The 25,996-nt window shown below is 72.0% G+C and carries 19 protein-coding genes and 2 tRNA genes; 14 read left to right on the forward strand and 7 right to left on the reverse strand.

Annotated features, from left to right (window positions below):
• Positions 1–77 precede the first annotated feature (77 nt).
• Together OG455_RS26275 and OG455_RS26280 are read left to right on the forward strand one after the other, a co-directional pair.
• Positions 78–1,826, forward strand: a complete 1,749-nt coding sequence (locus OG455_RS26275; protein WP_266297731.1) for a 3' terminal RNA ribose 2'-O-methyltransferase Hen1 — start codon at positions 78–80, stop codon at positions 1,824–1,826.
• Positions 1,823–4,465, forward strand: coding sequence for a polynucleotide kinase-phosphatase (locus OG455_RS26280; protein WP_266297733.1), 2,643 nt, complete (start codon positions 1,823–1,825; stop codon positions 4,463–4,465). Before OG455_RS26275 ends, OG455_RS26280 begins: the two co-directional genes overlap by 4 nt.
• Here OG455_RS26280 and OG455_RS26285 read toward each other — a convergent pair.
• Positions 4,462–4,620, reverse strand: a complete 159-nt coding sequence (locus tag OG455_RS26285) for a hypothetical protein (RefSeq protein WP_266297735.1) — start codon at positions 4,618–4,620, stop codon at positions 4,462–4,464. The genes OG455_RS26280 and OG455_RS26285 overlap by 4 nt on opposite strands.
• 91 nt (positions 4,621–4,711) lie before the next feature.
• Between OG455_RS26285 and argF the strand changes: the two genes are divergently transcribed.
• A complete protein-coding gene (argF, locus tag OG455_RS26290; RefSeq protein ID WP_266297737.1) occupies positions 4,712–5,713 on the forward strand; it encodes an ornithine carbamoyltransferase in 1,002 nt (333 codons plus the stop codon).
• 116 nt (positions 5,714–5,829) lie between these two features.
• On the opposite strand, the gene OG455_RS26295 is transcribed toward argF, so the two are convergent.
• On the reverse strand, positions 5,830–6,249 hold the full coding sequence (locus OG455_RS26295) for a type II toxin-antitoxin system VapC family toxin (protein ID WP_266297739.1): 420 nt from the start codon (positions 6,247–6,249) through the stop codon (positions 5,830–5,832).
• Positions 6,250–6,651: 402 nt separating this feature from the next.
• Between OG455_RS26295 and acnA the strand changes: the two genes are divergently transcribed.
• From acnA to OG455_RS26315, 4 genes are all read left to right on the forward strand, one after another.
• A complete protein-coding gene (gene acnA, locus OG455_RS26300; protein ID WP_266297741.1) occupies positions 6,652–9,309 on the forward strand; it encodes an aconitate hydratase AcnA in 2,658 nt (885 codons plus the stop codon).
• 249 nt (positions 9,310–9,558) lie between these two features.
• Complete coding sequence (ngcE, locus tag OG455_RS26305) at positions 9,559–10,962, forward strand: N-acetylglucosamine/diacetylchitobiose ABC transporter substrate-binding protein (RefSeq protein WP_266297743.1); 1,404 nt, start codon at positions 9,559–9,561, stop codon at positions 10,960–10,962.
• Positions 10,963–10,997: 35 nt separating this feature from the next.
• Positions 10,998–11,990 carry a carbohydrate ABC transporter permease gene (locus OG455_RS26310; protein ID WP_266297745.1) on the forward strand — a complete coding sequence of 331 codons (993 nt, stop codon included), beginning with the start codon at positions 10,998–11,000 and terminating at the stop codon, positions 11,988–11,990.
• 12 nt (positions 11,991–12,002) lie between these two features.
• The gene (locus tag OG455_RS26315) at positions 12,003–12,983 is read left to right on the forward strand and encodes a carbohydrate ABC transporter permease (RefSeq protein WP_266297747.1); all 981 of its coding nucleotides are present in this window, start codon (positions 12,003–12,005) and stop codon (positions 12,981–12,983) included.
• Between the two features lie 108 nt (positions 12,984–13,091).
• Here OG455_RS26315 and pepN read toward each other — a convergent pair whose 3' ends face one another.
• Together pepN and OG455_RS26325 are read right to left on the reverse strand one after the other, a co-directional pair.
• The gene (gene pepN / locus OG455_RS26320; protein ID WP_266297749.1) at positions 13,092–15,722 is read right to left on the reverse strand and encodes an aminopeptidase N; all 2,631 of its coding nucleotides are present in this window, start codon (positions 15,720–15,722) and stop codon (positions 13,092–13,094) included.
• A 146-nt stretch (positions 15,723–15,868) separates the two neighbouring features.
• Complete coding sequence (locus OG455_RS26325; protein WP_266297751.1) at positions 15,869–17,272, reverse strand: amino acid permease; 1,404 nt, start codon at positions 17,270–17,272, stop codon at positions 15,869–15,871.
• A 252-nt stretch (positions 17,273–17,524) separates the two neighbouring features.
• On the opposite strand from OG455_RS26325, the gene OG455_RS26330 reads away from it, so the two are divergent.
• On the forward strand, positions 17,525–18,013 hold the full coding sequence (locus OG455_RS26330; protein ID WP_266297753.1) for a ribose-5-phosphate isomerase: 489 nt from the start codon (positions 17,525–17,527) through the stop codon (positions 18,011–18,013).
• Positions 18,014–18,038: 25 nt separating this feature from the next.
• Here OG455_RS26330 and OG455_RS26335 read toward each other — a convergent pair whose 3' ends face one another.
• Complete coding sequence (locus tag OG455_RS26335) at positions 18,039–19,385, reverse strand: GNAT family N-acetyltransferase (protein ID WP_266297756.1); 1,347 nt, start codon at positions 19,383–19,385, stop codon at positions 18,039–18,041.
• A 331-nt stretch (positions 19,386–19,716) separates the two neighbouring features.
• Here OG455_RS26335 and OG455_RS26340 point away from each other — a divergent pair, with 331 nt between their 5' ends.
• A complete protein-coding gene (locus OG455_RS26340; RefSeq protein ID WP_266297758.1) occupies positions 19,717–20,856 on the forward strand; it encodes a PP2C family protein-serine/threonine phosphatase in 1,140 nt (379 codons plus the stop codon).
• A 386-nt stretch (positions 20,857–21,242) separates the two neighbouring features.
• A complete protein-coding gene (locus tag OG455_RS26345; protein WP_266297760.1) occupies positions 21,243–21,437 on the forward strand; it encodes a hypothetical protein in 195 nt (64 codons plus the stop codon).
• A 12-nt stretch (positions 21,438–21,449) separates the two neighbouring features.
• Here OG455_RS26345 and OG455_RS26350 read toward each other — a convergent pair whose 3' ends face one another.
• Positions 21,450–22,262: a DUF6348 family protein gene (locus tag OG455_RS26350; protein WP_266297762.1), complete on the reverse strand. Its 813-nt coding sequence runs from the start codon at positions 22,260–22,262 to the stop codon at positions 21,450–21,452.
• 73 nt (positions 22,263–22,335) lie between these two features.
• Positions 22,336–22,406 (reverse strand) — tRNA-Gly (locus OG455_RS26355).
• A 156-nt stretch (positions 22,407–22,562) separates the two neighbouring features.
• On the opposite strand from OG455_RS26355, the gene OG455_RS26360 reads away from it, so the two are divergent.
• The 4 genes from OG455_RS26360 to OG455_RS26375 all read left to right on the forward strand — a co-directional run bounded on the left by OG455_RS26360 (position 22,563) and on the right by OG455_RS26375 (position 25,946).
• A tRNA-Pro gene (locus OG455_RS26360) sits at positions 22,563–22,639 on the forward strand.
• A 215-nt stretch (positions 22,640–22,854) separates the two neighbouring features.
• The gene (gene tig / locus OG455_RS26365) at positions 22,855–24,270 is read left to right on the forward strand and encodes a trigger factor (RefSeq protein WP_266297764.1); all 1,416 of its coding nucleotides are present in this window, start codon (positions 22,855–22,857) and stop codon (positions 24,268–24,270) included.
• Positions 24,271–24,612: 342 nt separating this feature from the next.
• Entirely contained in the window at positions 24,613–25,230 is a 618-nt protein-coding gene (locus tag OG455_RS26370; RefSeq protein WP_323185648.1) for an ATP-dependent Clp protease proteolytic subunit, read from the forward strand.
• A 56-nt stretch (positions 25,231–25,286) separates the two neighbouring features.
• A complete protein-coding gene (locus OG455_RS26375) occupies positions 25,287–25,946 on the forward strand; it encodes an ATP-dependent Clp protease proteolytic subunit (protein ID WP_266297766.1) in 660 nt (219 codons plus the stop codon).
• The last annotated feature ends 50 nt before the right edge of the window (positions 25,947–25,996 follow it).

Raw genomic sequence — 25,996 nt, forward strand, 5'->3', positions numbered from 1 at the left:
GCCGAGCCTGCGCGGTCACTTCCGGTCGCGGCAAAACCACGTGCCCCGGCCCTCCGGTGACCGGAATACTGCACCAGGTGTTCATTTCGATCTCCACCACAGGCACCGCCGCGCACCCGGCCACCGACCTGGGTTACCTGCTGCACAAGCATCCCGGGAAGGCACAGCGCTTCAGCACGTCCCACGGCGAGGCGCACGTCTTCTACCCCGAGGCGGGCGAGCAGCGGTGTACGGCCGCACTCCTGCTGGATGTCGACCCGGTCGCGCTGGTCCGGCGCAGCCGGGGCCACGCCAAGGGTGCCTCCTCGGCTGCGGCCGGCGCGGCTGCCCTCTCCCAGTACGTCAACGACCGCCCGTACGCGGCGTCCTCGCTGCTGGCGGTCGCGCTGCGCTCGGTGTTCCGCACGGCGATGAAGGGGGCCTGCGAGCAGCGCCCCGGGCTCGCCGAGCAGCCGCGCGAACTGACCGTGGTGCTGCCCGCCGTGGCGGCGGGCGGTGGCGAAGAGCGCACGCCCGGCGAGCGGTCACTGGTCGAGCGGCTCTTCGAACCGCTCGGCTGGCAGGTCACGGCTTCGGCGATCCCGTTGGACGAGACCTTTCCCGCCTGGGGCGACTCGCGCTACAAGCGGCTGGAGCTGACCGGGACCCTGCTGCTGGCGGACGCGCTCCAGCAGCTCTACGTGTTGCTGCCGGTGCTGGACGGCGCCAAGCACTACTGGGTCGCCCCGGACGAGGTGGACAAGCTGCTCGCAGCGGGGGAGGGCTGGCTCGCGGACCATCCGGACCACGCCCTGATCACCCGCCGCTACCTCCACCGCCGCTGGTCGCTGGCGAACGAGGCGCTGCGCCGCCTGGAGCTGGCCCGGCTCGCCGAGGCCGACGACAGCGAGGCCGAGGAGCTGGACAACGCGGTCGCCCTGGACCCGGAGAGCGGTGAGCCCACGGTGACCAGCAGCCTGGTCGGCACCATGGCGGAGCCCGTTGCCGTCGTCCCCGCCAGGGTGAGCGCCGATGCCGGTACAGGCGATACCGGTGCGGGCGCTGCCGAGGCGCCGGCCGCTGCCGAGGCCGATGGGGCGGGCAAGCTCGTCCCACTGGCCCGCCGGCGCCGGGCGGCCATCGTCGCGCTGCTGGCCGAGGTGGGCGCCGCCCGGGTGCTCGATCTCGGCTGCGGTCAGGGAGAGCTGGTCGGCGAGCTGCTCAAGGAGAAGCGGATCACCGAGGTCCTCGGGGTCGACGTCTCCACGAGCGCGCTGGCCGCTGCCGCTCGCAAGCTGCGACTGGAGCGGCTGCCGGAGCGTCAGGCGGCACGGGTGCGCCTGGTGCAGGGCGCGCTGACCTACACCGACGCCCGGCTCAAGGGGTACGACGCGGCGGTGCTCTGCGAGGTGATCGAGCATCTGGACCTGCCCAGGCTCCCGGCGCTGGAGTACGCGGTGTTCGGCGCCGCGCGCCCGGCCACGGTGATCGTCACCACGCCCAACGCCGAGTACAACGTCCGCTGGGAGAGCCTCCCGGCGGGCCACCACCGCCACGCCGACCACCGCTTCGAGTGGGATCGCGCCGAGTTCCGCGCCTGGGCCGAGCAGGTGGCGGCCAACTACGGGTACACCGTGGCCTTCCATCCGGTCGGCCCGGAGGACCCGCAGGTCGGCCCGCCGACCCAGCTCGCCATGTTCCGCCACGGCATCGAGCCCGCCACGGCCTCCGCCGGGGCCCCCGAGCCCGCTACCGACTCCGCTACCGCCTCCGAGCCCGAGCCCGCTACCGCCCCCGAGCCCGCTACCGCCACCGCCACCGCCCCTGAGAGGAGCGCACCCCGATGACCGACCGGACGCAGCACACCGCCGATTCCGTGCCCGAACCCCGGCGCCTGCCCGTCACCGATCTCTCCCTCGTGGTCCTGGTCGGCACCAGCGGCTCGGGCAAGTCCAGCTTCGCCCGTCAGCACTTCGCGACCACCCAGGTGATCTCCTCCGACTACTGCCGCGGCCTGGTCTCGGACGACGAGAACGACCAGTCCGCCTCGGCCGATGCCTTCGAGCTGCTGCACTACATCGTCGGCAAGCGGCTGGCGGCCGGCCGGCTCACCGTGGTCGACGCGACCAACGTGCAGCCCGCCGCGCGCAAGCAGCTGGTCGCGCTCGCCCGCGCGCACGACGTGCTGCCGATCGCGATCGTGCTGGACGTGCCGCCGGGCGTCTGCGCCGAGCGCAACCTCACCCGCCCCGACCGCGACTTCGGCCCGCACGTGATCCAGCGCCAGCACCGCGAGCTCCGCCGCTCGCTGAACGGCCTGGAGCGCGAGGGCTTCCGCAAGGTCCACCACCTGCGTGGGGTGGCCGAGGTGGCAGCCGCCGAGATCGTCCTGGAGAAGCGCTGGAACGACCTGCGCGAGCGCACCGGCCCGTTCGACCTGGTCGGTGACATCCACGGCTGCCGGGCCGAGTTGGAGACCCTGCTCGGCCGCCTCGGCTACCGCCTCACCCGCGACGAGCAGGGCCGCGCGGTGGACGCGGCGCACCCCGAGGGCCGCACCGCGGTCTTCGTCGGCGACCTGGTCGACCGGGGCCCGGACACCCCGGGCGTGCTGCGCCTGGTGATGGGCATGGTGGCCGCCGGCCACGCGCTCTGCGTGCCCGGCAACCACGAGAACAAGCTCGGGCGGGCGATGAGCGGTCGTCAGGTCACCGTCGCGCACGGCCTGCGCGAGTCGCTGGACCAACTGGCCGCCGAGCCGGAGGAGTTCCGCGTCGAGGTGCGGGCCTTCATGCGGGACCTGGTCAGCCACTACCTGCTGGACGGCGGTCGGCTGGTGGTCTGCCACGCGGGCCTGCCGGAGAAGTACCACGGCCGCAACTCGGGCCGGGTCCGCTCGCACGCGCTCTACGGCGACACCACCGGCGAGACCGACGAGTTCGGCCTGCCGGTGCGCTACCCGTGGGCGGAGGAGTACCGGGGCTCGGCGCTGGTGGTCTACGGGCACACCCCGGTGCCGGCGGCGAGCTTCCTCAACAACACCATCTGCCTGGACACCGGCTGCGTCTTCGGCGGCAGCCTCACCGCGCTGCGCTACCCGGAGCGCGAGCTGGTCAGCGTCCCGGCCGAGCAGGAGTGGTACGCGCCGGTCCGTCCGCTGATCAGCGACGCCCCGGGCGCCCGGGAGGGACGTCCGCTGGACCTGGCCGACGTCGCGGGCCGCCGCGTGGTGGAGACCTCGCTGCACGGCCGGGTCTCGGTGCGCGAGGAGAACGCGGCCGCCGCGCTGGAGGTGATGAGTCGCTTCGCGCTCGACCCCAGGCTGCTGGCCTACTTGCCGCCGACCATGGCGCCGAGCGCCACCTCCCGGCGCGCGGGCTACCTGGAGCACCCCGAGGAGGCCTTCTTCGCCTACCGCGCGGACGGGGTGCGGGAGGTCGTCTGCGAGGAGAAGCACATGGGTTCGCGAGCCGTGCTGCTGGTGGCCCGCGACCCGCAGGCGCTGGAGCGGCGCTTCGGCCTGTCCGGGCCCGGCGCGGTCTGGACCAGGACGGGGCGCGCCTTTCTCGGCGACCAGCAGCTGACCGAGGCACTGCTGGCGCGGGTGCGTGCGGCCGCCGAACGCGCCGGGCTCTTCACCGAGCTGGCCACCGACTGGCTGCTGCTGGACGCCGAGCTGCTGCCCTGGTCGCTCAAGGCGGTGGAACTGCTGCGCCGTCAGTACGCGGCGGTCGGGGCGGCGGCCGGGGCCGCGCTGCCCGAGGTGCTCGCGGCGCTGGAGCAGGCCCGCGCCCGGGGGATCGAGGGGCTGGCCGAGCTGACCGAGCGGCACCGCCGCCGAGCGATCGACGCCGAGGCGTTCAGTGCGGCATACCGCCGCTACTGCTGGCCCACCGAAGGGCTGACCGGTGTGCGGCTGGCGCCGTTCCAAGTGCTGGCCGCCGAGGGCGCCAACCTGGCGGTGCGCCCGCACGACGAGCACCTCGGTTGGCTCGACCGCCTGGTCGCGGCGGACGAGCAGTGGGTCAAGGAGTCCGCCGAGGCGGGGGCCGAGCAGCTCGAACCGCTGCTGCGGGCGACCGGGCGCCTGGTGGTCGACACCGAGGACGAGGCCTCGATCGCGGCCGGAATCACCTGGTGGGAGGAGCTGACCGCGGTCGGCGGCGAGGGCATGGTGGTCAAGCCGCTGGCCTCGCTGGTCCGCGGTGTCGCGGGGGAGGGGCGGCCCGGTGGCCTGGTGCAGCCGGGGCTGAAGGTCCGCGGCCGGGAGTACCTGCGGCTGATCTACGGTCCGGACTACACCGAGCACCTCGACGCGCTGCGCCAGCGGGCCCTCGGGCACAAGCGCTCGCTCGCGCTGCGTGAGTATGCGCTGGGCCTGGAGGCGCTGGACCGGCTGGCCGGTGGCGAGCCGCTCTGGCGGGTGCACGAGCCGGTCTTCGCCGTGCTGGCCCTGGAGTCCGAGCCAGTGGACCCGCGCCTCTAGGGCAGCCGGTCCAGCACCAGCCGGTCCAGCACCAGCTGGCCCGGCACCGGCCAGCCCGGCCGGCCCGGCCGACCCGTGCGCAGGTCGGGCCTTCGCTGCGGTTCGACGGCCACCCTGGCACCACCAGGGTGGCCGTCGGCTTCGGCCTCCTGCATACAAATTCGATCTCTCGTATACTATTGCCAGGTCTCCCTCGCTCTTCCCCGTCCTCTCCTCCCTGTCCTTCGTCCCCCAGGAGCCCCGGCCATGGCCTTGAACCTCAGGAATCGGCACTTCCTCAAGGAGCTCGACTTCACGGCTCAGGAGTTCCACTTCCTGGTCGACCTCGCTGCCCAGCTCAAGGCCGCCAAGTACGCGGGCACCGAGCAGCCGCGGCTGCGCGGCAAGAACATCGCGCTGATCTTCGAGAAGACCTCGACCCGGACCCGCTGCGCCTTCGAGGTGGCCGCCGCCGACCAGGGGGCCTCCACCACCTACCTGGACCCGGCCGGTTCGCAGATCGGCCACAAGGAGTCGGCCAAGGACACCGCCCGGGTGCTCGGCCGGATGTTCGACGGCATCCAGTACCGCGGGCACGGTCAGGCGGTGGTCGAGGAGCTGGCCGCGTACGCCGGGGTGCCGGTCTGGAACGGCCTCACCGACGAGTGGCACCCCACCCAGATGCTGGCCGATCTGCTCACCGTCCGGGAGCACTGCGCCAAGCCGCTCGGCGAGGTCGCGCTCGCCTATCTCGGCGATGCCCGCAACAACATGGGCAACTCGCTGCTGATCACCGGCGCCCTGCTCGGCATGGACATCCGGATCGTCGCCCCGGAGCGGCTGTGGCCGGGAGAGGAGGTCCGCAGGGCTGCCGAGGGGCTCGCGGAGGTGAGCGGCGCCCGAATCACCCTCACCGAGGAGGTGGCCGCCGGAGTGGCCGGTGCGGACTTCCTCTACACCGACGTCTGGGTCTCGATGGGGGAGCCCAAGGAGGTCTGGGTCGAGCGGATCGAGCAGCTGAAGCCGTACCAGGTCTCCATGGACACGGTGCGGGCCACCGGCAACCCGCAGGTCAAGTTCCTGCACTGCCTGCCGGCCTTCCACGACCTGGGTACCGAACTCGGCCGGCAGCTGTTCGAGGCCACCGGCCTGGCCGAGCTGGAGTGCACGGACGAGCTCTTCGAGTCCCCGCACTCCATCGTCTTCGACCAGGCCGAGAACCGGCTGCACTCGATCAAGGCCGTCCTGGTCGCCACCCTGGGTGCCTGACCTCTGGCCTCTGACCTCTGACCTCTCACCTCTCGCGTCTGACCTCTGACCTCTGACCTCTGACGCCTGCGCGGGAGGCCTGTGCGGGAGGCCTGTGCGGGAGGCCGCGCCGAGGCTCAGCCGCCGGACGCGGGCCGCTCGCCCGTGATCCCGCGGATCTCGCAGCGCGGTCCGCTGGCCCGGCTGAGCCGCAGGTCGGCGGTGACCAGGGGTGCGCCGAGCAGCTCGGCGACCGCCACGTAGGCGGCGTCGTCGGGGGTCAGATTGTCCTTCAGCTCCCAGACCCGGCCGAGCAGCGGAGCCAGCTCCACCTTGCGGAACGCGATCCCGGGCAGCGCGGCGGCCACCGCCGCCACCTGCTCGGCGGTGTTCTCCTTGGCCAGGTAGCGTCCGCGCAGGGACTGCATCACCTCGATCAGCAGGTGCTCCGGCGCGGCCCACTCAGGGTCGGCCGCGAGCGCGGCCCGGGCGGCCACCCCACGCTCACCCTGCTCCGCCAGCGCCAGTACCAGAGCAGAGGCATCCACAACGATCATGGCCTCACGCTAGCGCTCCGGCCCGAGCCAGCCCGAGCCGGCCCGGACCGGGGCAGGGCCGCGGCAAGGCCGGGGCAAGGCCGGGGCAAGGCCGGGGCAGAGCCTGGTCCGATCCCGCGCGGTCCCTCCAACCCGTGTGCCTGACGGACGCCGGAGTGGGGCGCCCGCGTCACGCCCCGTGGTCGCCGGTCACCGTGCAGCCTCAGGCGCGCCACAGGGGTGCCTGAGGTCACTCTCCGTCCGCCCATGCACTATGGTTTATCTCGACATCGAGATAACTCCGCGCTAGGATTTATCTCGACATCAAGATACTTGCCGAGAGGCGTACCGCCTTCATCATCGGCGCGGTGAGCTTAGCTAAGGCTTACCTTACCTTAATGGTGGACCGAGAAGGAGTTAGTCGTGTCCGCGAACAGCTTCGACGCTCGCAGCTCGCTGCAGGTGGGCGACGAGTCGTACGAGATCTTCAAGCTCTCCGCCGTCGAGGGTTCCGAGCGGCTGCCGTACAGCCTCAAGGTGCTGCTGGAGAACCTGCTGCGCACCGAGGACGGCGCGAACATCACCGCCGACCACATCCGCGCCCTCGGCAACTGGGACGAGAAGGCCCAGCCGAGCGAGGAGATCCAGTTCACGCCGGCCCGCGTGATCATGCAGGACTTCACCGGCGTGCCGTGCGTGGTGGACCTCGCCACCATGCGCGAGGCCGTGAAGGAGCTGGGCGGCGACCCGGCCAAGATCAACCCGCTGGCTCCGGCCGAGCTGGTCATCGACCACTCGGTGATCGCCGACAAGTTCGGCACCAAGGACGCCTTCACCCAGAACGTCGAGATCGAGTACGGCCGCAACAAGGAGCGCTACCAGTTCCTGCGCTGGGGCCAGACCGCCTTCGACGAGTTCAAGGTGGTCCCGCCGGGCACCGGCATCGTGCACCAGGTGAACATCGAGCACCTGGCCCGCACCATCATGGTCCGCAACGGCCAGGCCTACCCCGACACCTGTGTCGGCACCGACTCGCACACCACCATGGTCAACGGCCTGGGCGTGCTGGGCTGGGGCGTCGGCGGCATCGAGGCCGAGGCGGCCATGCTCGGCCAGCCGGTCTCCATGCTGATCCCGCGAGTGGTCGGCTTCAAGCTCAACGGCCAGCTGCCGGCCGGCGCCACCGCCACCGACCTGGTGCTCACCATCACCGAGATGCTGCGCAAGCACGGTGTGGTCGGCAAGTTCGTCGAGTTCTACGGCGCCGGCGTCACCGCGATCCCGCTGGCCAACCGCGCCACCATCGGCAACATGTCGCCGGAGTTCGGCTCGACCTGCGCGATCTTCCCGATCGACGACGAGACCCTGCACTACCTGCGCCTGACCGGTCGCAGCGAGCAGCAGCTCGCCCTGGTCGAGGCGTACGCCAAGGAGCAGGGCCTGTGGCACGACCCGTCGGTCGAGCCGGTCTTCTCCGAGTACCTGGAGCTGGACCTGGGCACCGTGGTCCCCTCGATCGCCGGCCCGAAGCGCCCGCAGGACCGCGTGGCGCTGGCCGAGGCCGCGCAGAAGTTCGCCGAGGCGCTGCCGACCTACGCCGCCGAGGCGAGCAAGCCGACCGCGGTCACCGCTCCTGACGGCTCGTCGTACGAGATCGACAACGGCGCGGTCGTGATCGCCTCGATCACCTCCTGCACCAACACCTCCAACCCCTCCGTCATGCTGGGCGCCGCCCTGCTGGCGAAGAAGGCCGTGGAGAAGGGCCTGCACGTCAAGCCCTGGGTCAAGACCACCCTGGCCCCCGGGTCCAAGGTCGTCATGGACTACTACGAGAAGGCCGGCCTGCTCCCCTACATGGAGAAGCTGGGCTTCAACCTGGTCGGCTACGGCTGCGTCACCTGCATCGGCAACTCGGGCCCGCTGCCCGAGGAGGTCTCCAAGGCCGTCAACGACGCCGACCTCGCCGTGGTGTCGGTGCTCTCCGGCAACCGCAACTTCGAGGGCCGGATCAACCCGGACGTCAAGATGAACTACCTGGCCTCCCCGCCGCTGGTGGTCGCCTACGCCCTGGCCGGCAACATGAACGTCGACATCACCAAGGCCGCCCTGGGCCAGGACGCCGACGGCAACGACGTCTTCCTGTCCGACATCTGGCCGTCGGAGCTGGAGGTGGCCGAGGTGGTCGCCGCCTCGATCGACCAGGACATGTTCGCCAAGGACTACGCGGACGTCTTCGCCGGCGACCACCGCTGGCAGTCGCTGCCGATCCCGACCGGCAACACCTTCGAGTGGGACGCCGAGTCCACCTACGTCCGCAAGCCCCCGTACTTCGAGGGCATGGCCAAGACCCCGAGCCCGGTGAGTGACATCACCGGCGCCCGCGTGCTGGCCAAGCTGGGCGACTCGGTCACCACCGACCACATCTCCCCGGCCAGCAACATCAAGGCCGGGACGCCCGCCGCGCAGTACCTGACCGAGCACGGGGTCGACAAGCGCGACTTCAACTCGTACGGCTCGCGCCGTGGCAACCACGAGGTGATGATCCGCGGCACCTTCGCCAACATCCGCCTGCGCAACCAGATCGCGCCGGGCACCGAGGGCGGCTACACCCGCGACTTCACCCAGGCCGACGCGCCGGTGGCGTTCATCTACGACGCCGCGCAGAACTACCAGGCCGCCGGCACCCCGCTGGTCGTCCTGGCCGGCAAGGAGTACGGCTCCGGCTCGTCGCGCGACTGGGCCGCCAAGGGCACCGCGCTGCTCGGCGTCAAGGCCGTCATCGCCGAGTCCTACGAGCGCATCCACCGCTCGAACCTGATCGGCATGGGCGTGCTGCCGCTGCAGTTCCCCGAGGGCCAGAGTGCCGACTCGCTGGGCCTGACCGGCGAGGAGTCCTTCTCCTTCACCGGTGTCACCGAGCTGAACGAGGGCCGCACCCCCAAGACCGTCAAGGTCAAGGCGGTCGGCGCGGCCGGGACGGTCGAGTTCGACGCGGTGGTGCGCATCGACACCCCCGGTGAGGCGGACTACTACCGCAACGGCGGCATCCTGCAGTACGTGCTGCGCAGCCTGATTGGCTGACCCAGCCCCCTCGTGGCACCCGGGCCGCGCCCCTCCTGTGGAGGGGCGCGGCCTGCTTCGTGTCGCAGACCCGGCGACGCGATCCGCCCTCCCGCACCGTCCGCGATCCGTCTCCCGCACCGCCCGGGTGGACCGACCATCGGGGTGCCCTTCCGCGAGTCCCGCACGCCGCCTCGCACCACCCTCCCTACGATCGAGCGATCAAGCGAAAGCGCGAGGGTGAGCGCGAGAGCGAGGGCGAGGGCGAGGGTGAGGCCGCACACCGGCTCCGTCGACGAGTACCACCGCCGTGACCTGCTCAGGCGCGCCGCCGCCGCGGCCGCGCTGGCAGCCGCCGGCGGCCCGCTCACCGCGGCCTGCGCGGCCGGCTTCGGCAGCGGCGGCGGCAGCACCACCGTGCCCACCACCGGCTCCGCCACCAACCCGTTCGGCGTCGAGGCGCGCGCCCCGCTCGACGTGGTGATCTTCAAGGGCGGCTACGGCGACGGCTACGCCAGGGCGATCGAGGGCATCTACCGGCAGTCCTACCCCGGGGCCACGGTCACCCACCTGGCCACCCAGGAGATCAGCGGCAAGCTGCAGCCGCGGTTCAACGCGGGCAGCCCGCCGGACGTGATCGACGACTCGGGCGCCCAGCAGCTGAAACTCGACGTGCTGCGCCGCGCGAGCCAGCTCACCGACCTCAGCGCGCTGCTCGACGCGCCCTGCCGCGACGACCCGGCCAGGAAGGTGAGCGAGACACTGCTGCCGGGCACCGTCGAGCAGGGCAGCATCGACGGCCGGATGTACGCGCTCAACTACGTCTACACCGTCCACGGCCTCTGGTACTCCCGCCGGCTCTTCTCCGAGCGGGGCTGGAGCCCGCCCGGCAGCTGGGATGAGTTCCTCTCGCTCGGCGCCACCATCAAGCGCTCCGGCATCGCGCCCTTCTGCCACCAGGGCAAGTACCCGTCCTACGTGAGCGGCCTGCTCCTGGACCTGATCGCCAAGCAGGGCGGCGGCGAGCTGGTGGCCCGGATCGACGCCCTGGACCCGGCGGCTTGGGACGATCCGGCGGTGCTCGCCGGGGCGGTCGCCTTCGGCGAGATCATGCGCGAGGACTACCTGCTGCCCGGCACCAACGGCATGACCCACACCGAGGCGCAGACCGCCTGGTGCCAGGGCCGGGCTGCTTTCATCCCGTGCGGCTCCTGGCTGGAGAACGAGATGGCCGCGATCACCCCGGCCGGCTTCGACATGGCCTTCCTGCCGGTGCCCGCGCTGCCCGGCGACCGGCTGCCGCGGCACGCGGTGCGAGCCGGCGCGGGCGAGCCGTTCGTCGTCCCGGCCAGGGCCAGGAACCGGGCCGGCGGCCTGGAGTTCCTGCGGATCATGCTGACCAAGGAGGCGGCCGGCCGGTTCGCGGTGGCCGCCAACGCGCTCACCGTGCTCAAGGACGGCATCGGCCCCGAGGTGGTGCTGGAGCCGGGCACCAGGTCGGCCGCGGCGGCGCTCGCCGCCGCCGGTCGCGACACCTTCGACTACACCTATCCCGACCTGCAGACCGCCTTCGACCTGGCGCTGCAGAATGCCACCAACGAGCTGGTCAACAGCCGGATCACCCCGCGGCAGTGGGTGGCGGCGGCCAAGGCCGCCACCGCCAGGAAGGTCTGACGGAACCCGAGGCCGCGGCGGACAGGAGCAGGCGCATGCGTCACCGCACGTACCCCTTCATCGCGGGGTTCCTCGTCGCCCCGGTGCTGCTCTACGCGCTGCTGGTGGTCTGGCCGTACCTGCAGACCTTCGGGTACTCGCTGACCGACTGGTCCGGGGACTCGCCGACGATGCGCTTCATCGGACTGCGGAACTACACCCGGCTGCTCGGTGACGGCGTCTTCCGGCTCGCGCTGCTGCACAACCTGCTGCTGCTGGCCGTGCTGCCCCTGGCCACCATCCTGCTGGCGCTCTTCTTCGCCTTCCTGCTCAGCGTCGGCGGCACCGGCACCGGCACCGGCACCGGCACCGGCACCGGCGGGCGCGGGCGCGGTGGCGGTGGCGGTGGCGGGCGCGGCGGGGTGCGGGGGGTGCGCGGCGCGGGCCTGTACCAACTGGTCTTCTTCCTCCCGCAGGTGCTCTCGGTGGCCATCCTGTCGGTGCTCTTCCAGGCGGTCTTCCGCACCGACCAGGGCGGGCTGCTCAACGGCGCGCTGATCAAGCTGGGCGTGCTGAGCGCGAGCCGCCCCTGGCAGTGGCTGGCCGATCCGGACCTCGGCCTCTGGTGCGTGGCGGGCGTGCTGGTCTGGTCCGGCACCGGCTTCTACCTGGTGCTCTTCTCGACCGCGATGCGCTCCGTGCCCAAGGACGTCTACGAGGCCGCGCTGCTGGACGGGGCCACCCGCACCCAGATCTTCTTCCGGATCACCCTCCCGCTGCTCCAGGACAGCGTGCGGACCGCCTGGGTGTACCTGGCCATCGCCGCGATGGACGCCTTCGCGTTGGTCTCCACCATGACCCCGGGCGCCTACTACGGCGGCGGCCCCGACAACCGCTCCGAGGTGCTGGCCACCTACCTGATGCGCAACTTCATGACCTTCGGCGCGGCGGGCTACGCCTGTGCCATGGGCGTGGTGATCTTCTTCGTCACGCTGCTCCTGTCCGTCGTCGCGCTGCGGTTCACCAGGCGCGAGCGGATCGAGTTCTGAACGGGGCCCGCGATGACCACTGAAGCCGATCCGACCACCGAGCCCCGCGCGCCGCGCGCCGGTCGCACCGGTCGCACCGGTCGCACCGGTCGCGCCGCCGCACCCGGCGGGCCGGCCAGGGAGCAGCGGTTCGCCGACGGGGGCGGGGTGCTCAACGTCTTCTCGCACGGCTTCCTGGTGCTCTGGGCGCTGATGGTCCTCGTCCCGCTGGTCTGGATCGTGCTCGGCTCCTTCAAGACCGACGCGCAGATCGGCGCCAGTGCCTGGAGCCGGCCCGCGCACTGGAGCCTGAGCGCCTTCGGGCGCGCCTGGCACCAGGGGATCGCCGACTACTTCGCCAACACGCTGATCGTGCTGGCGGGGTCGGTCACCCTGACGATGCTGCTCGGCTCGATGGCGGCCTACGTGCTGGCCCGGTACCCGTTCCCCGGCAACCGGCTCGTCTACTTCTTCTTCGTGGCCGGCGCGATGTTCCCGGTCTACCTGGCCCTGGTCCCGCTCTTCTTCATGGTGCGCGACCTGGGGACCCTCTCCCCGCTGCTCGGCCTGAACAGCTACCTGGGCCTGATCCTGGTGTACGTCGCGTACTCGCTGCCGTTCACCGTCTTCTTCCTGCACTCCTTCTTCCGCTCGCTGCCCACCGCCGTGCACGAGGCGGCGATGATCGACGGCTGCTCGCACACCCGGGCGTTCTTCCAGGTGATGGTCCCGATGGCGCGGGCCGGGCTGGTCAGCGTCGGCATCTTCAACGTGCTCGGCCAGTGGAACCAGTACCTGCTGCCGGTCACCTTGATGCAGCAGCAGCACGGCGGGGACCCGGACCACTCGATGCTGACCCAGGGTCTGCTGAACCTGGCTCAGCAGACCGGCTACGCGAGCGACTTCCCGGCGCTCTTCGCCGGTATGACGATCGCGATGCTGCCGGTGCTGGTGGTCTACCTCTCCTTCCAGCGCCAGGTGCAGGCCGGTCTGACCTCCGCCACCCTCAAGTAGCCAGGCCCCGGCCGCGACCCGGCTGCGCGAGGCCCCGGCTGCGCGAGGCCCCGGACATGCGAGGGCCCGCCCCGGCGGGCCAGGGCGGGCCGTTCGGTCGCCGGGTGGTCAGCCCCGGTCGGCCGCCTGCGCCCGCAGCGCGCGGGCCAGTTCGTCGCGGCACTCCAGGACCAGCCGGCGCAGCGCCGGCGCGGCCTGCGGGTGGTCCGAGAGCCAGCCGTCGGTGGCGGCCAGCGTCGCCTCGTCGGTCTGCAGGCGCGGGAAGAAGCCGCCGACGAAGCGGATCGCGATCTCGATGCTCCGCTCGGCCCAGATCCGCTCCAGCAGCTCGAAGTACCGCGCGGTGTACGGGGCGGTCAGCTCGCGCTGCCCGGCCTGGGCGAAGCCGGCGGTCTGCGCGCCGACCATGGCGTTGGGCAGCGAGTCGTCGTCCACCACGGCCGACCAGGCGGCGGCCTTGGCCTCGGCGGTGGGTCGGGCGGCCAGCGCCTGGGTGGCCTTCTGGCTGCCGCTGGCGGTGTTGTCCCGCTTCAGCTCGGCGTCCAACTGCTCGACGGTCACCCGCCCGGCGGCGGCCAGCGCGATCCGGAGCGACCAGCGCAGGTCCTGGTCCACCTCCAGGCCGTCCACCCTCGCGGTGCCGGCCAGCAGCTCCTCCAGCAGGCGCAGCTCGTTCTCCTGGTGCGCCGTCAGGGCGAGGAACCGGGCCCAGGCCAGCTGGTGGTCGCTGCCGGGCGCGGCCGTGCGCAGCTCGCGCAGCGCGCGGTCGGCGAGCAGTGCGGCCCCCTCGGCGCGGTAGCCGGGATCGACGAAGAGCTCCAGGGCGCCCTTGGCCTGGGTGTGCAGGGTCTGCAGCACGCCGATGTCCGACTCCTGGCCGGCGAAGCGCAGCACCAGGTCCAGGTAGTCGCGGGCCGGCATCAGCCCGTCCCTGGTCAGGTTCCAGCAGGCCGACCAGACCAGTGCCCGGGCCAGGGTGTCCTCGATCGAGCCGAGCGAGGTGCGCAGGGTGTCCAGCGACTCCTGGTCGAAGCGGATCTTGCAGTACGTCAGGTCGTCGTCGTTGACCAGCACCAGGGCCGGGCGCGGCCGGCCGGCCAGCTCCTCGGCCACGGTGCGGGCGCCGGTGACGTCCAGCTCCACCCGCGCGGTGCGCAGCAGCGAGCCGTTGGGCTCGCGGTCGTAGAGGCCGATCGCGATCCGGTGCGGGCGCAGCGTGGCGCCGTCCTGCAGCACGGCGAGTTCGGTGATCCGGCCCTCGGCGTCCACGGTCAGCTGCGGGGTGAGCGCGTTGACGCCCGCGGTCTGCAGCCAGGACCTGGACCAGTCGGCCATCGCCTGCTCGCCGCGCCCCGACGTGGCGGCCAGCACCTCCAGCAGGTCGCCGAGCACGGTGTTGCCGAAGGCGTGCGCCTTGAAGTAGCCCCGGGCCCCCTCGAAGAAGGCGTCCCGACCGGCGTAGGCGACCAGTTGCTTGAGCACCGAGGCGCCCTTGGCGTAGGTGATCCCGTCGAAGTTGAGCTTGGCGTCCTCGACGTCGCGGATGTCCGCGGTGATCGGGTGGGTCGTGGGGTACTGGTCCTGCCGGTAGGCCCAGGCCTTGCGCTGGTTGGCGAAGGTCACCCAGGCGGCCTGGTACTTGGTCGCCTCGCGCTGCGCGACGGAGCCCATGAAGTCGGCGAAGGACTCCTTGAGCCAGAGGTCGTCCCACCACTTCATGGTGACCAGGTCGCCGAACCACATGTGCGCCATCTCGTGCAGGATGACGTTGGCCCGGGCCTCGTAGGCGGCCTCGGTGACCTTCGAGCGGAAGACGTACTCCTCGCGGAAGGTGACGCAGCCCGGGTTCTCCATCGCGCCGATGTTGTACTCCGGCACGAAGCACTGGTCGTACTTGCCGAACGGGTACGGGTAGTCGAACTCGTCGTGGAAGAAGTCCAGGCCCTGCTTGGTGATCTCGAAGATCTCCTCGGCGTCGAAGTGCCGGGCCAGCGACTTGCGGCAGGTGGCCGCGAGCGGGATCTCCAGCGTGCTGCCGTCCGGCAGCCGGCGGCTCCAGTGGTCGCGCGCCACGTGGTACGGGCCGGCCACCACCGCCGTCAGGTAGGTGGAGATCGGCCGGGTGGGCAGGAAGCGCCAGGTCCGCGCGGCGCCGTCGGCGGTGCTGGTCCGCGTGCCGTTCTCTGCGCCGTTCTCCGTGCCGGGCTCCGTGCCGTTCTCCGCGCCGGGCTCCTCGGCGGCGTTGGCGTAGACGTCCCAGGCGGCGGGGGCGGTCACGGTGAAGCGGTAGGGCGCCTTGAGGTCGGGCTGCTCGAAGTTGGCGAACACCCGGCGGGCCTCGGCGGGCTCGAAGTGGGTGTAGAGGTAGGTCTCGCCGTCCACCGGGTCGGTGAACCGGTGGAGGCCCTCGCCGGTGCGGCTGTAGGCGCAGTTGGCGTCCACCACCAGGACGTTCTCGGCGGCCAGCTCGGACAGCTCGACCCTGGCCCCGTCGAAGACCGCGCCAGGGTCGAGCCGGCGGCCGTTCAGCGTGACGGCCCGCACGCTCGGCGCGAGCAGGTCGGCGAAGCTCGTGGCGCCCGGCTCGGCGCAGCGGAAGCGGATGGTGGTGACGGAGCGGAACGTGGCGTTCGAGGCGTCCGGGGCGCCGGTGACATCGAGGTGGACCTCGTAGCCGTCGACGCTGAGGATCCCGGCGCGCGCCTGCGCTTCGTCCCTGCTGAGGTTCTTGCCCGGCACTGCGGTACTCCTTTGTCCGGCTCGCACGGTGCTGTGCAGATGCGGGGCAGGTCCTGCCCCGCGGGCATCCTTTCACGGGCGGACCGGAATGTACCGGGCTACCCGCATGCGCGCCGCTTACCGTGCGCTGCCGTGCCGCGGCCGGGTCAGCCCCGTGCCGCGAGCCGTCGCTGGCGCCAGTAGCCCGCGGCGCTGAGCGCGGCGACCAGCACGCCGGCCGCGTAGAGCTGGGCGCGGTCGCCGGGTGTGGTGGTCATCAGGGCGAGTACGCCGACCACGCCCGCCAGCGCGGTCCAGGTCAGGTACGGGAAGGCCCACATCCGCACGGTCAGCAGCTCGGGCGCCTCGCGCTCCAGGCGGCGGCGCATCCGCAGCTGGGCCACCGCGATGAAGAGCCAGACCACCAGGATCGCCACGCCGGTGGTGTTCATCAGCCAGCTGAAGACGGTGTCCGGCCACCAGTAGCCGGCCAGCACGGCCGCGAAGCCGAAACCGCAGGAGGCCAGCACCGCCGCCCGCGGCACCCCGCCGCTCGCCCTCGCCAGCGCGCGCGGGCCCTGGCCGCGGGCGACCAGCGAGAAGGCCATCCGGGAGGCGCCGTAGATGTTCGCGTTCATCGCGCTGAGCAGCGCGATCAGCACCACGCCCCGCATCACCTCGGCGGCGCCGGGCACGTGCAGGAACTGGAGCACCGTCACGTAGGGGCCCAGCTTGACCACGTCCGGGTCGTTCCACGGCACCAGGGTGACCACCAGGGCCATCGAACCGATGTAGAAGAGGGCGATCCGCCAGAGGGCCGTGCGCACCGCGTTGGCCACGTTGCGGCGCGGGTCGTCGGACTCGGCGGCCGCGATGGTCACCGTCTCCAGGCCGCCGTAGGCGAAGACCGAGGCGAGCAGGCCGGTGATCAGGCCGCTGCCGCCGTTCGGCAGGAAGCCGCCGTGCCCGGTCAGGTTCGCGGTGCCGGGGGCGGAGCCCAGCACGCCGGTGACGCCGAGCCCGCCCAGTGCCAGGAAGGCCACGATCGCGGTGATCTTGATCGCGGCGAACCAGAACTCGAACTCGCCGAAGTTCTTCACCGCGGTCAGGTTGCTGGCGCAGAAGAAGGCCATGAAGACGGCGACCCAGGCCCAGCCGGGCACCGAGGGCAGCCAGGAGTTCATGATCGAGCCGGCCGCGGTGGCCTCGGCCGCCACGCCGCAGCAGAGCATCACCCAGTACATCCAGCCCGCCGTGAGACCCGCCCACGGGCCGATCTCCCGCTCGGCGTGCACCGAGAAGGAGCCGGAGGCGGGGTGCGCCGCGGACATCTCGCCGAGCATCCGCATGATCAGCATGACCAGCAGGCCGGAGAGCGTGAAGGCGAGGATCACCCCAGGACCCGCGGCCGCGATGCCCGCGCCGGAGCCGACGAAGAGGCCGGCCCCGATCACGCCGCCGAGGGCGATCATCGAGAGGTGGCGCTGCTTCAGGCCGTGGGTCAGCTGCGGGCCGGCGGTGGCCGTCGCCTCGGTGGCGGCGCTGGGCGCCGGCGGGGCGGTGGTGGTCATCGGGGTGATCCAGACGTTCGATGAGCGGACTGTCCGGTTCACTATCCGGTGGGCGGCCCGGGGCGCCAAGGAGCGGCCCGCTGGACTCACCATCCGGGACGGATCGTGACCGACGGTGACGGAGTGCGTTCGTCCGCGTAGAGATTGCGCCGAATTGTCCGAAGGGCTGGACGGCGGGGGCCGGTTGATCCGACCTGACGTCGTACCTGCCCTTCGCCGACGGCCGGGCGCGCGCGTGCCACACTTCTCCCCATGCGCGTGTATCTGGGTTCCGACCATGCCGGATTCGAACTGAAGAACCACCTCGTCGAGTGGCTCAAGGCGGCCGGCCACGAGCCGGTCGACTGCGGCCCGCACGTCTTCGACGCCGTGGACGACTACCCGCCGTTCTGCCTGCGGGCCGCCGAGCGCACCGCGGCCGACCCCGAGGCGCTGGGCGTGGTGATCGGCGGCTCGGGCAACGGCGAGCAGATCGCCGCGAACAAGGTCAAGGGCGTGCGCGCCGTGCTGGCCTGGAGCGAGCAGACCGCCGCCCTGGGCCGCGAGCACAACAACGCCAACGTGATCAGCGTCGGCGGGCGGATGCACACCCGGGAGGAGGCGACCAAGTTCATCGAGGTCTTCCTCAACACCCCGTACAGCAACGAGGAGCGGCACACCCGCCGGATCGAGATGCTGACGGCCTACGAGGCCACCGGTGAGCTGCCGCCGATCCCCGCGCACCACCCGCAGCAGGGCTGATTCCCGCACGCCGCCGCACGGGTCGTCAGAACCCGTGCGGCAGCCAGGGCGCGGTGTCCCAGCCGAAGGCGGCCGAGGCTTCGGCCAGCGCGCCCGGCCGCAGTTCGCGCACCAGCCCGGCGGCGGCCAGCGCGGTCAGCGACACCCCGCCCAGGTAGGCCGAGCCCAGCGCCCGCACCGGGAGCTCCAGGGCGGCCGGCGCCTCGGTGGGCTCACAGGCGGCGCCCGTGGCCGGCCCCGCGCTGTGCAGGTGCCAGCGCCCGGTGTTCCAGGGGCAGAACGCGTCCGCCACCTCCAGCACCAGGTCGACCGGCGCCGCGTACCGCCGCGAGCGCAGCGCGTCGCCCACCTCCACCAACCGCACGAAGAGCCCGTCGGAGAGCCGGGGCCGCAGCCGGCGCGGGTCCAGGACCAGGTGCAGCAGCGGATCGTCCACCGGCAGGTTCTCCGCCACCACCGTGTCGGTCAGGTCGAGGTCCAGCAGGTACGCCCAGAGCGCCGCCCGGGCAGCAGGGCCGGCCGCCGTCACCTCGCGCACCCGCACCTCGCCCGCCGCCCCGCCGTGCCGCCACCGCACGCTGGTCGAGTAGCGGGCGTAGCCGAGCAGTTCGCCGTCCTGGCGGTCCTGGGCCAGCACGCAGCGCAGTGCCGAGTGCCCGGCCCGCTCGCCGGGCGGGTCGAGCAGCGGCAGGCGCTCCCAGCCCGGGCGGCGGGCCAGCATGCCGGGGCGCAGCGGCACCTGGCGCGCGTACAGCCGCTCGCAGGCCGCCGAGGCCCGCGCCGGGTCGGCCAGTCGCAGCCCGATCCGCTCCTGCGCCGTGCCCTCGCCCTGCGCCCCCTCACCCCCGCCCGCCGCCCCGGCGAGCGCCACCCGCACCCGGGCCCGCTCCGCCCGCACACCGAGCTTCCAGCTGCCCAGCCCGTAGCCGTAGCGGCCGTAGATGGCCGGCTCGGAGGCCTCCAGTACCGCCAGCGACTCGCCGCGCTCGTGGATCTCGTCCAGCTGCTGGCGCATCAGCGCGGTGAGCACCCCGCGCCGCCGGTGGGTGGGGGCCACGCCCACCATGGTCACCCCGGCGGTGGGCAGCAGCTCGCCGCCCGGCACCGCCATCCGGAACGAGAAGGCGCTCGCCGAGCCCACCGGCACCGCGCCGTCCCAGACCCCCAGGGAGCGGTCCACCTCGGTCAGACCCCGCCACAGCGCCCGGCGCTCGGGCGACTCCAGCTCGCCGAAGGCGGTCTCCAGCGCGTCGTACCAGGCGTCCCAGTCGGCCGCCGCGAGCGGCCGCAGGCCCAGCGTCTCCTGGGGCGCCGACGGCACCGCCCAGGCGGACGAGCCGGTCGGATGCTGGGCGTGGGCAGGCTGTGTCATATGCCACAGCTACCACCCGGGCCCGGCCCCGGCGAGCCGATCACGCCGTGACGCGCCCGGCGGTCGGTCCGGCACCCCGGCGCACGCTGCGGCGATGCGCCCCGCGACGCTTCTCACGGCCGTTCGGTGAGCCCCCCGTCGCCCCTCGCCGCCCCCCGCCGCCCGGCCGAAACCGAGCGCTTGCGCGGAGTGCTGGTGAACGCCCGTCGACGCGGGCCGCCCCCGCTGGATAAGGTCGGGCCCCATGGCTGGCAGCACGCCGGGCTCACCGCCCCAGACGAGCGCGACGGGGACCGCCGCCACAGCGGCCGCGGATCCCCTGAGGTCCCGGTTGCGCAAGCGCTTCTACCGGGCCCGCCGGACCCTGCGCCGAACCGGGGTCGACTACTTCCGCGGCGACGCCGCCGACTGGCTCGCCTTCGCGGTGCTGCTCCTGCTGGTCCCGCTGCTGGTCGCGTTCAACGTGTGGATCCCCGCCTGGGTCCCGCCGACCGCGCTGGTGCTGCCGATCCTGGTCGGCTCGCTGCTGCTGCGCCCGGTCTCCCTGGTGCTGCTCTACGCGACGGCCGCCCTCGGCCTCTCCACCGAGTCGCTGATCCACACCGGCGAGCGGGCGGCCAGCGAGCACCCCGGCGAGTACGTCTTCGGCGTCACCCCCGGCGCGGCGCTGGTGGTCGGCGCGGTCGGGGTGGCCGGCCTGCTGCTGGCCCAGTTCCGCAGCCGGGTGGGGGTGCCCTGGCGCGGCGGCGGCTCGATGCTCTTCGACCTGCGCGAGCGGCTCAAGGTGCAGAGCCGGCTGCCGAAGCTGCCCGAGGGCTGGCACGCGGACATGGCGCTGCGCCCGGCGGGCGGCCAGTCCTTCTCCGGCGACTTCGTGGTCGCGGCCCGCACCGGCCCCGGGCGACGGATGCTGGAGGTCGTGCTCGCCGACGTCTCGGGCAAGGGCATGGACGCCGGCTCGCGGGCGCTGCTGCTCTCCGGCGCCTTCGGCGGACTGCTCGGCTCGCTGCCGCCGCACGACTTCCTGCCCGCCGCCAACGGCTACCTGCTGCGCCAGGACTGGGAGGAGGGCTTCGCCAGCGCGGTGCACCTCGCGCTCGACCTGGACACCGGAGAGTACGAACTGCTCTCGGCCGGCCACCTGCCCGGGATGCAGCGGCTGGCCGGAGCGGGGCGCTGGGAGGTCAAGGAGGCCACCGAGGGCCCACTGCTCGGCCTCTACGACGGCGCCAAGTTCGAGGGGATGCGCGGGCGGCTGGGCCCCGGGGACGTGCTGCTGCTCTGCACCGACGGCATGGTCGAGGCCCCGGGCCGCGACCTCTCCGAGGGCATGGACCGGCTGATGGGCGAGGCCGACCGGCTGGTGGCCGGCGCCCAGCTCGGCAGCGCGGGCGCGGCGGTGCGGCTGATCGAGACGGTGGCCAAGGACATCAACGACGACCGGGCCGTGCTGCTGCTCTGGCGGGCCTAACGAATCCCGCGGGCCCGGGGCCCCTCGCGATGAAGATCGGGCCGAGCCCGGCGGCGGCCGTCCTGTCAATGATCACCGGTTGTCTTCGGCCATTTCCGCCGACCGGGCCCCGGAGGTGTTCGGTGGACGAACGGCCCAGCTGAGCGCCCCCGCCGACGCTCCGTCAACTCCCGTGAGCTATCGTCTCGTCCGGCGGAAACTCGTCTCACATCGCAGGATGTTCGGCACCGGTCAGCAGCAAGTCCTTTACGCAGTCGGCACGGTCGACCACACTGAGTCGGGGCGGGACTGGCCGGATCTCGGGGGAACGGGGTGGCGGGTTACGCCTCGGGACCGTCGGACAGGCCGTGGTCCGTTTCGCCACGACATGAGGGAAGTGAGTCCGGGTGGCACTCTCCGTCTCCGCGCTGGTCCTGTTCGGCATCATTCTCATCATCTTCATCCGCAACAAGCAGATCAAGATCCCGCACGCCATCCTGGCCGCGCTCTTCGGCTTCATGCTGAACCAGTCCACGGCGGCCAAGCCGATCCAGGACTTCCTGGCCCAGGTGGCCAAGACGCTCTCCAACATCGGGACCTGACGCCCCGGCGGCTCACTGGTCCGCGCGTCTGGTCCGCCACCAACGGCCGATCGCTCCGCGCCGCCGTGCCACCGGGCCGGCGGCAGCGGCGTCGGCTGCCCGCGGGTATGCCGGTGGCAAGGGCGGCGCGGCCTCGGCCGCCCGCACCGCCGCCAGGTCGTGCCCGTCCTCGGCCGCCAGCAGCACGAACAGTCGCGCCCAGCAGAACCGCTCGCCGCGCGGCCAGTCCATGCCGCCCAGCGCGGCCGAGGCGGCGTGCGCCACCGTGCCGTTCACCCGGACCTCGGCGACCTCGTCGCCGGCCCGTCCGCCGAGGAAGAGCTTCACGCCGTTGAGCCGGGGGTCCGTCAGCTCCCCGGCCAGCACCGGTGCCAGCTCGGCCAGCAGCTCGCGCCCGCCCAGCCAACCGGACAGCTCGGCGCTGCCGAAGCCGAAGACGGTGGCCGGCCCCTGCACCGCGTGCCAGCCCGGCAGCGCCGGCAGCCGCAGGTGGTCGCCGTGCCGGCCCTCGCGCTCCAGGAACTCCACCACCGCGGCGGCCGTGGTGCCGGCCCACATCCGCACCGCGCTGTCGAGCTTCTCCTCCTCGGTGGTGCCCAGGCCCGCCGTGCAGTCCCAGAGCACCGGCGCCTCGGCGCTGCCCAGGGTCAGGACGAAGCCGAGGTCGACGTGGCCGCCGTCCGGCCCCGGGTGCTCGCGCACCGCCACGGCGGTGCTGCCCGGGCCGCGGACCACGGCGCCCTCGACGGAGAACTCCCGCCCGAAACGCGCCATTTCCCGCACCACGCCGCGCCGTATGACCGCCAGCCGCTGCTCGGGGTCCACCCGCACTCCTCCTGTGTCGTGCCCGGGCATGCCAAAGGCCCCGGCTCGCGAAAGCCGGGGCCTGTGACAGCGGAGCGGGCGACGAGAATCGAACTCGCGTGACTAGTTTGGAAGACTAGGGCTCTACCATTGAGCTACGCCCGCAAGACGCCCCCACACAACCGGTTCGGCCGGTGCGGACGGGGATCAGCGTACCTGGTCGGGTGACCGGCGCGCACGCGCCTTCACCGTCCTCGGATGGGCGTCCGCGATATTGGCGACCCGTCCGGGCCCGGCGTGTACGCTTCCTCTCGCGAAGTGCGGGGTGTGGCGCAGTTTGGTAGCGCGTCCGCTTTGGGAGCGGAAGGCCGTCGGTTCGAATCCGGTCACCCCGACCATCACCATCACGGCTTTCGTGGTACCGGTAGGATGGGCCGCTGGCGGAAGAGCCACCGCCCCTCCCCGGCAGCCGGGGAACGGGCCGCTCGCCGTCCACCCCATACGGGAGATGCCGCACCAGGTGGCTCATCACCCGTCTGCCCGGCCCGCGACCCGCCAGGGACACGGATCGGACGCAGACCAGCCGACCGCAAGCCCCATAGGAGACCCAACCGTGAAGAGCGCCGTCGAGACTCTGAACCCGACCCGGGTTCGACTCACCGTCGAGGTGCCCTTCGAGGAGCTCAAGCCCAGCCTCGACGCGGCGTACAAGAAGATCAACCAGCAGGTCACGGTTCCCGGCTTCCGCAAGGGCAAGATCCCGGCCCGGGTCATCGACCAGCGCTTCGGCCGTGCCTCGGTCCTCGAAGAGGCCGTGAACGACGCCCTGCCGCGCTTCTACACGCAGGCGGTCGACGAGGGCAAGATCGAGGTCCTCGGCCAGCCCGACATCACCGACATCAAGGGCGTGGAGGACCTGGCCAAGAACGGCCTGACCTTCACCGCCGAGGTGGACATCCGCCCCGAGATCACCCTGCCGGACTTCGCCGAGATCTCCGTCGAGGTCGACCCGATCGAGGTCACCGACGAGGACATCGAGAAGTCGCTGGAGCAGCTCCGCGAGCGCTTCTCCTCGGTCAAGGACGTCGAGCGCGCCGCCGCCGAGGGCGACATCGTGGTCGTCGACCTGGAGGCCAAGGTCGACGGCGAGGTCCCCGAGGACGGCACCGCCGCCGGCGTGAGCTACGAGATCGGCTCCGGCCGCCTGCTGGACGGGATCGACGAGGCCGTCGTCGGCCTCTCGGCCGGTGAGTCGAAGACCTTCGACACCGAGCTCAAGGGCGGCACCCAGGCGGGCAAGACCTCCGAGGTCACCGTCACCGTCACCGCCGTGCAGGAGAAGGAGCTGCCCGCGCTGGACGACGAGTTCGCCCAGCTGGCCAGCGAGTTCGACACCCTGGAGGCACTGCGCGAGGACTCGCGCGGCCGCCTGGGCCGGATGAAGGAGTTCGACCAGGCCACCCAGGCCCAGGAGCGCGTCCTGGACGCGCTGCTGGAGAAGGTCGAGATCGAGTTCCCGGAGAAGCTGCTCAAGGACGAGATCGAGACCCGCACGCACAACCTCGAGCACCACCAGCTGGAGCCGATCGGTCAGACCCTGGAGAGCTACCTCGCCACCCAGGGCAAGACCCGCGAGGAGTTCGACGCGGAGACCGAGGAGCAGGCCAAGAAGGGCATCAAGACCCAGTTCGTGCTGGACGAGATCGTGGCCAAGGAGGAGGTGGGCGTCAACCAGGAGGAGCTCACCGAGCACCTGATCCGCCGCGCCGCCGGTTCGGGCCTGACCCCGGACCAGTTCGCCCAGCAGGTCGTCCAGGGCAACCAGGTCCCGCTGCTGGTCGGCGAGGTCGCCCGCGGCAAGGCGCTGGCCCTGGTCGTCGAGGCCGCCACGGTCAAGGACACCAACGGCGAGGAGATCAACTTCGACGAGGAGGACGAGGCGGCCGAGGCTGTCGAGACCCCCGCCGCCGAGGAGACCCCCGCCGTCGAGGCCGAGGCTGCCACCGAGGCCGAGAGCACCGAGGCCTGAGCCCCGCTGCATCGCTGCTCGACCGGGCCCGGACGCGTACTCGCGTCCGGGCCCGGCCCGTTCCCGCCCGGCCTGTTCCCGCTGGGCACGGAGCGCCTGGTCCAGCACCCTTCCGCCACCCTGCGCTCACAGCGAACAGTTCAGCGTGGGGGATGGTCGGGCCCGGCCTGCGCGTTAGGGTCGACGGAAGCAAGCTTTCAACAGCGTGGGCGGGGTGGCCCGACGCGGGCGCGCGCCTGGGATTCCCGCCCCGGTCCTCGTATGTGACGTAGCGACGGTCGAACCAGAGGGACCGTCCGAATCGACTGAGCAGGTGGCAAAGTGACGTTCCCGCAGATGCAGATGCCTGGCTTGATGACGCCGCGCGCCGCCGGTGGTGACGTGCTCGGCGGCCTTGGCGACCAGGTCTACAACCGGCTGCTCAACGAGCGCATCATTTTCCTCGGCCAGCAGGTCGACGACGACATCGCCAACAAGATCACCGCCCAGCTCCTCCTCCTCGCCGCCGAGCCGGAGAAGGACATCTACCTGTACATCAACTCCCCGGGCGGCTCGATCACGGCCGGCATGGCGATCTACGACACCATGCAGTACATCAAGAACGACGTGGTCACCATCGCGATGGGCATGGCCGCCTCGATGGGGCAGTTCCTGCTCACCGCCGGGACCCCGGGCAAGCGCTTCTCGCTGCCGAACGCCAACATCCTGATGCACCAGCCCTCCGCGGGCCTCGGCGGCTCGGCCACCGACATCCGGATCCAGGCCGAGCAGCTGCTGCGCACCAAGAAGCGGATGTCCGAGCTGATCGCCGGCCACAGCGGTCAGACCTTCGAGCAGATCACCAAGGACTCCGACCGCGACCGCTGGTTCACCGCGGAGCAGGCCAAGGAGTACGGGCTGATCGACGAGATCATGCACAGCGCCGCGGACGTCCCCGGCGGCGGCGGCACCGGCGCCTGAGCGCCCGAGCCCCGCACCCCAGACACGTCGGAACGTATCCGGAGGACAGACCAGCGATGAACTTCAACCCCCTTTCCGCCCGCGGTGAGTACCAGGGCGCACGCGCTGAGGGCCGCTACATCGTGCCGCGCTTCGTGGAGCGCACCTCGCAGGGCATCCGCGAGTACGACCCGTACGCCAAGCTCTTCGAGGAGCGCATCATCTTCCTGGGCTCCCAGGTGGACGATGTCTCGGCGAACGACATCATGGCCCAGCTGCTCTGCCTGGAGTCGATGGACCCGGACCGCGAGATCCAGATGTACATCAACTCGCCCGGCGGCTCCTTCACGGCGCTCACCGCCATCTACGACACCATGCAGTACGTCAAGCCGGACATCCAGACCGTCTGCATGGGCCAGGCCGCCTCGGCCGCCGCCGTGCTGCTGGCGGCCGGCACCCCCGGCAAGCGGATGGCGCTGCCGAACGCCCGCATCCTGATCCACCAGCCGTACACCGAGACCGGCCGCGGCCAGGTCTCCGACCTGGAGATCCAGGCCAAGGAGATCTTCCGGATGCGCGAGCAGCTGGAGGAGATGCTCTCCAAGCACTCCAAGAAGCCGGTCGAGCAGGTCCGCGAGGACATCGAGCGCGACAAGATCCTCACCGCCGAGGAAGCCCTCGAGTACGGCTTGATCGACCAGATCATCTCGACGCGCAAGGCCTCGCTCAACGACTGAGGCGCGCATCATGGACGGGCGGGGTGTACACCGAGTACGTCCCGCCCGCC

Source organism: Kitasatospora sp. NBC_01287, assembly GCF_026340565.1.
GTDB lineage: Bacteria > Actinomycetota > Actinomycetes > Streptomycetales > Streptomycetaceae > Kitasatospora.

Bases quoted from the DNA above. Each gene is read 5' to 3' on its own strand.
- OG455_RS26280 (WP_266297733.1), top strand. From the start codon at position 1,823: ATGACCGACCGGACGCAGCACACCGCCGATTCCGTGCCCGAACCCCGG.
- OG455_RS26285 (WP_266297735.1), bottom strand. From the start codon at position 4,620: ATGCAGGAGGCCGAAGCCGACGGCCACCCTGGTGGTGCCAGGGTGGCC.
- argF (WP_266297737.1), top strand. From the start codon at position 4,712: ATGGCCTTGAACCTCAGGAATCGGCACTTCCTCAAGGAGCTCGACTTC.
- OG455_RS26295 (WP_266297739.1), bottom strand. From the start codon at position 6,249: ATGATCGTTGTGGATGCCTCTGCTCTGGTACTGGCGCTGGCGGAGCAG.
- OG455_RS26310 (WP_266297745.1), top strand. From the start codon at position 10,998: ATGCGTCACCGCACGTACCCCTTCATCGCGGGGTTCCTCGTCGCCCCG.
- OG455_RS26315 (WP_266297747.1), top strand. From the start codon at position 12,003: ATGACCACTGAAGCCGATCCGACCACCGAGCCCCGCGCGCCGCGCGCC.
- OG455_RS26325 (WP_266297751.1), bottom strand. From the start codon at position 17,272: ATGACCACCACCGCCCCGCCGGCGCCCAGCGCCGCCACCGAGGCGACG.
- OG455_RS26330 (WP_266297753.1), top strand. From the start codon at position 17,525: ATGCGCGTGTATCTGGGTTCCGACCATGCCGGATTCGAACTGAAGAAC.
- OG455_RS26335 (WP_266297756.1), bottom strand. From the start codon at position 19,385: ATGACACAGCCTGCCCACGCCCAGCATCCGACCGGCTCGTCCGCCTGG.
- OG455_RS26370 (WP_323185648.1), top strand. From the start codon at position 24,613: ATGCCTGGCTTGATGACGCCGCGCGCCGCCGGTGGTGACGTGCTCGGC.
- OG455_RS26375 (WP_266297766.1), top strand. From the start codon at position 25,287: ATGAACTTCAACCCCCTTTCCGCCCGCGGTGAGTACCAGGGCGCACGC.